This is a genomic window from Nocardia fusca NBRC 14340, from assembly GCF_001618425.1.
Taxonomy (GTDB): Bacteria; Actinomycetota; Actinomycetes; order Mycobacteriales; family Mycobacteriaceae; genus Nocardia; species Nocardia fusca.
On the sequence record NZ_BDCU01000081.1, the window covers coordinates 1 to 6816 of the forward strand.

Sequence of the window (6816 nt, forward strand, 5' to 3'; positions counted from 1 at the left end):
GCCGCGCCACCAACGCCTGCCGCCCACCCGAACCAGCGTGCCGCTCCGCCCGCACCGCCAAACCGGCCACCGTGGACGCCTCGAACAACATCCGCACCGGCACCGTGGCATTCAGCGCCTTACCCAACCGCGCCGCAACCTGCGTCGCGACCAGCGAATTACCACCCAGCGCGAAGAAATCATCGTCTGCGCCGACACGCTCGATGCCCAAGACTTCGGCGAAGACGCCCGCCACGATCTCCTCGATCGGGGTCGACGGAGCCCGGAACTCCAGGACCTCGAACACCGGCTCCGGCAGCGCCTTACGGTCGAGCTTCCCGTTCACATTCAGCGGCAGCGCATCCAGCTCCACGAACACCGACGGCACCATGTACGACGGCAACCGCTGCCCGAGCTCGGACTGGATACCCGCTGTATCCACACCCGCGCCCCCGGCGGGCACCACATACGCGACCAGCCGATCCCCGGTCCGCGGATCCGACTTCGCCACCACCGCTGTCTGCGCGACCTCCGGCAACGCCAGCAACGCCGCCTCGATCTCCCCCAGCTCGATCCGGAAACCACGAATCTTCACCTGGAAATCCGTGCGACCCCGATACTCGAGCTCACCCGCGCCGTTCCAGGCGACGAGGTCACCGGTCCGATACATCCGCTGCCCCACCACGAACGGATCGGCCACGAACCGATCCGCGGACAGGTCCGGGCGACCGAAATACCCGGCCGCCAACTGCGCACCCGCCAGATACAACTCACCCGCGACACCGTCGGGCACCGGCCGCAACCGGCCGTCCAGCACATACACCCGGCTGTTCCACTGCGGCACACCGATCGGCACCGACACCACATCCGCCGTGGTGACGGTATGCGTGGTAACCGACACCGCCGCCTCGGTCGGACCGTAGAGGTTGAACAACCCGGCACCCGGCGAACGGGTGAGCACCTGCTGCGCGGTCGTTACCGGCAGGGCCTCACCGATAGCGAGCACCCGCCGCACCGACTCCGGCAACCCGGTTCCGGTGTCCAGCAAGGCGTCCAGCATCGACGGGACCACCGTCAAGGTGGTGACCTGTTCGCGGGCCATCAGCTCGTTCAGGTACGACGGGTCCCGATGCCCGTCGGCCTCGGCGATGACAATCCGGCCGCCGGACACCGCAGCCAGCCAGAACTCCCACACCGACAGGTCGAACGTCGCCGCCGTCTTGAGCAGGATCGAATCCGTGGCATCCAAGCCGAACTCGGCCGTGATGTACCGCAACTGGTTCACGATCGCCGCATGCGGCACCGCCACACCCTTCGGGCGACCCGTCGAACCCGACGTGAAGATCACATACGCCGTATTCGACGCCCGCACCGGCGCGACCCGCTCCGCATCGGACACCGGCGAAGCGTCGAAACCGCTGGTATCGACGTCGTCCAGGGCCACCACGGATGCCGTGGTGATACCGGATTCGGCACCGATTCCGGTATCGCCGGTGGTCAGTACGCAGACCGGTGCCGCGGTGTCCAGGATGTAGCCGGTCCGTTCGGCCGGCTGATCCGGATCCACCGGCACATACACACCACCCGCGGTGGCCACCGCATACATCGCGACAACCAGGTCCACCGACCGCCGCAACGCCAACCCGACCCGGTCCTGCGGACCGACACCCTGCGCGATCAGGTACCGGGCCAACCGGTTGACCCGCGCGCCCAGCTCGGCATACGTGATCCGTGCACCGTCGGCGGCCACCAGCGCCACCGCATCGGGCGTGGCCGCGACCGTGGCGTCCAACAGCGACGCCAGCGTCGCCGCCGACTCCAGCTCCCGATCGGTCTCGTTACGCTGCGCCAGCGCTGCCCGTTCGGCCGGAGCCAGGATCTCCAACTCGCCGACCACCGTTTCCGGCGCCGCCACGATCTCACCCAGCAACCGCAGGAACCGATCCACGAATTCCTGCGCGGTGGACCGATCGAACAGATCGGTGGCATAGGTCAACTGGCCCCGCACACCCTGCGGCGCACCGTCGCGATCGTACTCGTCGGCGACGATCAAATGCAGATCGAACTGGGAAACACCGGCATCGACATCCAGCCCCGACACCGTCAGACCCGGCAGCTCCAAACTCGACAGCGCCGAGATTCTGGAACGAGAAACCGACCTGGAACAACGGATTCCGCGCGGTCGAACGTGCCGGATTCAGCACCTCCACCAGACGTTCGAACGGCACATCCGCATGCGCGAACGCCGCGATATCGACCTCACGCTGCCGCGCCAGCAGATCCGCGAACGACTCACCGCCATCGATCTGCGTCCGGAACACCAGGGTGTTCACGAACATACCGATCAGATCGTCCAGCGCCCGCTCACCACGACCCGCGACCGGCGTACCGATAGTGATGTCCTCGGCACCCGAAAGCCGCGACAACAGCACCGCCAGCGCCGAGTGCACGACCATGAACAGCGTGGCGTTCTGCTGCCGGGCAACCCGCTGCAAACCGGCGTGAATATCCGCGTCGACCGTGACCTCGACCCGCCCACCGGCGAACGACTGCACCGCCGGCCGCGGCCGATCCGACGGCAGATCCAACTGATCCGGAATACCCGCCAGCATCGACTGCCAATACCCGACCTGCTGCGCCGCAATCGACTCGGGATCGGCCTCATCACCCAGCAACTCACGCTGCCAGATGCTGTAATCCGCATACTGCACCGGCAACGGCGCCCACCCCGGCACCTCACCCGCGAGCCGCGCGACATACGCGGTCATCAGATCCCGGATCAGCGGCCCCACCGACGAGCCGTCACCAGAGATATGGTGCACCACCATCGCCAGCACGAACTCACCGGAAACAGACTTACCAGCCGCCACGGATTCGACGTCGGCCGACTGTCCCACCTCGAACAAGGCCAACCGCAACGGCACCTCCGCCGTCACATCGAACACCGCCGAAGCCAACTCCGACACCGCCGACACCACGTCCGCAGCAGCCACCGCACGCACCCGGAACTCCGGCACCGCATCCGCAGCCGGCAACACCACCTGCACCGGACCCGAATCGGTCTCCGGATACACCGTCCGCAAAACCTCGTGCCGGCCCACCACATCGGCGACCGCCGCACGCAACGCAGCCACATCCAGATCACCGGACAACCGCACAGCCATCGGAATGTTGTAAGCCGCCGACCGACCATCGAACCGGTTCAAAAACCACATACGCTGCTGCGCCAACGACAACGGCACCCGCTCCGGCCGCGCGCGCGGCGCCAGCACCGGCAGATCACCCCGACCGGTGGCGGTCTCGGCGGCAGCGGCCAAAGCGGCGACGGTGGATGCTTCGAACAGCATCCGCACCGGCACGGTGGTGTCCAGGGCAGCCCCGAGACGGGCCGCGACCTGGGTCGCGATCAGCGAGTTACCGCCCAGCGCGAAGAAATCATCATCTGCACCGACCCGCTCGATGCCCAGGACTTCGGCGAAGACACCCGCCACGATCTCCTCGATCGGAGTCGACGGCGCCCGGAACTCACGGGCCTCGAACACCGGTTCCGGGAGCGCCTTGCGGTCCAGCTTGCCCACCGGGGTCAGCGGGATCTCGTCCAGCACCATCAGTACCGAAGGCACCATATGCGCCGGCAACCGCTGCGATACGAACTCGGTCACCGCGGCGGTGTCCACACTCCGTCCCGGCACCGGCAGCACATACGACACCAGAATCGTGGCACCGGCACCGGAGTCGTGACCGACGGTTATCGCGAATTCCACGTCCGGGTGCGCACCCAGGGCCGTATCGATCTCGCCCAGTTCCACCCGGAAACCACGGACCTTGACCTGGAAATCCGAACGGCCCACATAGTCCAGTTCCCAGTTCACCGTCGGCAACGCCTCGTTGCCGGCTCGCGCGCCCGGTGTGGCATACCAACGCACCACATCGCCGGTGCGGTACATCCGCGAGCCCTCGAAGCCGTACGGGTTGGCCACGAACCGATCCGCGGACAGCCCGGGGCGATTCAGATAACCACGTGCCAGTGCACCGCCGGCAAGATACAGCTCACCCGCCACACCCGGCGGCACCGGCCGCAACCGCGCATCCAGCACCAACGCAGCCATACCGTGCACCGGGGCACCGATGGTGACGTGGACACCGGCGGAAAGTCGTGCATACGACGAGATGATGGTCGTCTCGGTGGGGCCGTACCCGTTGAAGTACCTGCGGCCCGGCTCCCACTTCGCCAGCAGTTCCGGGGTGGTCACATCGCCACCGACCGACACCACTTCCAGCGCGTCCAGACCCGTCGGATCCACGGTCCCCAGCACCGCCGGAGTGATCACCGCATGGGTCACCGCCTCGGCGCGCAGAAGTTCGGCCAGTTCCGGGCCACCGATGATCTCCGCGGGGACCACGACGAGCGTCGCACCCACGAACGCGGTGCACACCCATTCCAGCACCGACGGATCGAAACTCGGCGAACAGATGTGCAGGAACCGATGCCGCGATTCGACACCGTACAGATCGGCCGCCACATCGACCAGGCCACCGAGACCGGTATGGGTCACCGTCACGCCCTTGGGCAGACCTGTCGACCCCGAGGTGTAGATGACATACGCCGGATGCGCCATCGCCAACGGTGCGATCCGATCCGCATCGGTCACCGCGGTATCCGGTTCGGCATCGATTCGCGCCTGCAATTCCGGGTCGTCCAGCAGCAGCCACTGCACATCGCCGGGCAACCGGTCCACATGCTCGCTACTGGTCAGGCCCAGCACAGCACCGGAATCGGAGAGCATATGCCGCACCCGGTCGAGCGGATACTTCGGATCCACCGGAAGATGCGCGCCACCGGCTTTGGCGACGGCCCAGAACGCCAGCACGATCTCATAGGAACGCGGCAGCGCCGAGGCCACGATCCGCTCCGGGCCGACACCACGCTCGATCAGCACTCGCGCCAGCCGCGACGACTGCGCGTCCAACTCCCGGTACGTCACCGACCGGCCGCGGTAACGCACCGCCACACCGTCCGGATTCACCCGCGCACCATGGGTGAGGATCTCCGGCAACAGCCCCGTTGCCATGACATCGTCACCGTGCACATGGGTCAACAGCCCGTATTCGGAGCCGTCGAGAATCGGCAGGTCGCCGATCGGCGCCTGGGGATCGCGCACGACCGCCGACAACAAACGCAGGAACCGGCTCGCGAAAACCCCGACCGTGTCCTCGTCGAACATGTCACGGGCATAGGAGAACGCCGCCGCCAGACCCGAATCGGACTCGGTGATACGCAGCGAGAGATCGAACTTCGCCGGATCGATATCGAAATCGACGGCACCGACCCGCAGTCCGGGCAGTTCGAAATCGGCCGGCGGCAGATTCTCGAACGACAACGCCACCTGGAACAGCGGATGCCGAGCGGTCGAACGCTCTACGTCGACCAGCTCCACCAACCGCTCGAACGGAATATCGGCATGCGCGAACGCCTGCAGATCCGTCTCCCGGGTCGCCGCCAAGAACTCCGCGAAACTCGCCCCGCCCCGCACCTGCGACCGCAGCACCAACGTATTGACGAACATCCCGACCACATCGTCGAGTTCGGCCTCACCACGACCCGCGATCGGCGTACCCACCGCCACATCATCGGTAGCCGACAACCGCGCCAGCAGCAACGCCAGCACCGCGTGCACCACCATGAACACCGTCGCGTTGTGCTCGGCAGCCAACCGCGACACCGCCCGATGCAACTCCGCATCGATCTCGAACGGCACAGTGCCACCGACCACCGACCGCACCGTCGGACGCGGCCGGTCACTCGGCAGATTCAGCTCATCCGGCAATCCGGCCAGCGCCTCGCGCCAATAAGCGGCCTGCGCGCTGACCAGGCTCGCCGGGTCGTCCTCCGAACCCAGGACTTCGCGCTGCCACAGGCTGTAATCGGCGTACTGCACCGCGGGCGGCGACCAGACCGGAGCCGAACCGGCGGCACGGGAGGCGTAGGCGGCCACCAGATCTCGGGTCAGCGGCGCCATCGACCAGCCGTCGGCACCGATGTGGTGCAACACGAACACCAGCACGTGTTCGTCGCCGCCGGGGTGGAACAGCGCCACCCGCAACGGCACCTCGGCCGACACATCGAAACCGGCCGACATCACCTCGACGGCCCGCGCCCGCAACTCGTCCGCGGGCACCGCAACCGCCGTCAGCTCCGGCGCCACCTCGCCGACCGGCAGCACCAGCTGGTACGGTCGCCCGTCCTGCGCCGGATAAACCGTCCGCAGCGTCTCGTGCCGGCCCACCACATCGGCAACCGCCTGCTCCAGAGCAGCGATATCGAGATCACCGGTCAGGCGGACGGCGACCGCAAGGTTGTAGGCGGCCGAATCCGTATCGAACTGGTTCAGGAACCACATCCGCTGCTGCGCCAGCGACAACGGCACCCGCTCCGGCCGCTCCCGCGGCGCCAGCACCGGCAGATCCCCACGCCCGGTGGCGGATTCCGCGGCGGCAGCCAGCGCGGTCACCGTGGAGGCCTCGAACAGCATCCGCACCGGCACGGTGGTATCCAACGCCGCACCCAACCGGGCCGCGACCTGGGTCGCGATCAGCGAGTTACCACCCAAAGCGAAGAAATCATCGTCCGCACCGATCCGCTCGACACCGAGCACGTCGGCGAACACCCCGGCGACGATCTCCTCGATCGGAGTCGACGGGGCGCGGAACTCCCGCGCTTCGAACACCGGGGCAGGCAGGGCTTTACGGTCCAGCTTGCCCGAGGTGTTCAACGGGAACGCATCCAGCTCCATGACAACAGCCGGAATCATGTACACCGGCAGCACATCACGCAGC

Annotated in this window: 2 protein-coding genes; both read right to left on the minus strand. The window is 67.0% G+C overall.

The features are described from left to right. A partial coding sequence (locus NF4_RS40235; RefSeq protein ID WP_369690978.1) for an amino acid adenylation domain-containing protein occupies positions 1-1987 on the minus strand: 1987 nt, incomplete at its 3' end. Further along, positions 1899-6816, minus strand: a 4918-nt coding sequence (locus tag NF4_RS35870; protein ID WP_439956810.1) for a non-ribosomal peptide synthetase, incomplete at its 5' end; no start/stop codon positions are given. The genes NF4_RS40235 and NF4_RS35870, both read right to left, overlap by 89 nt.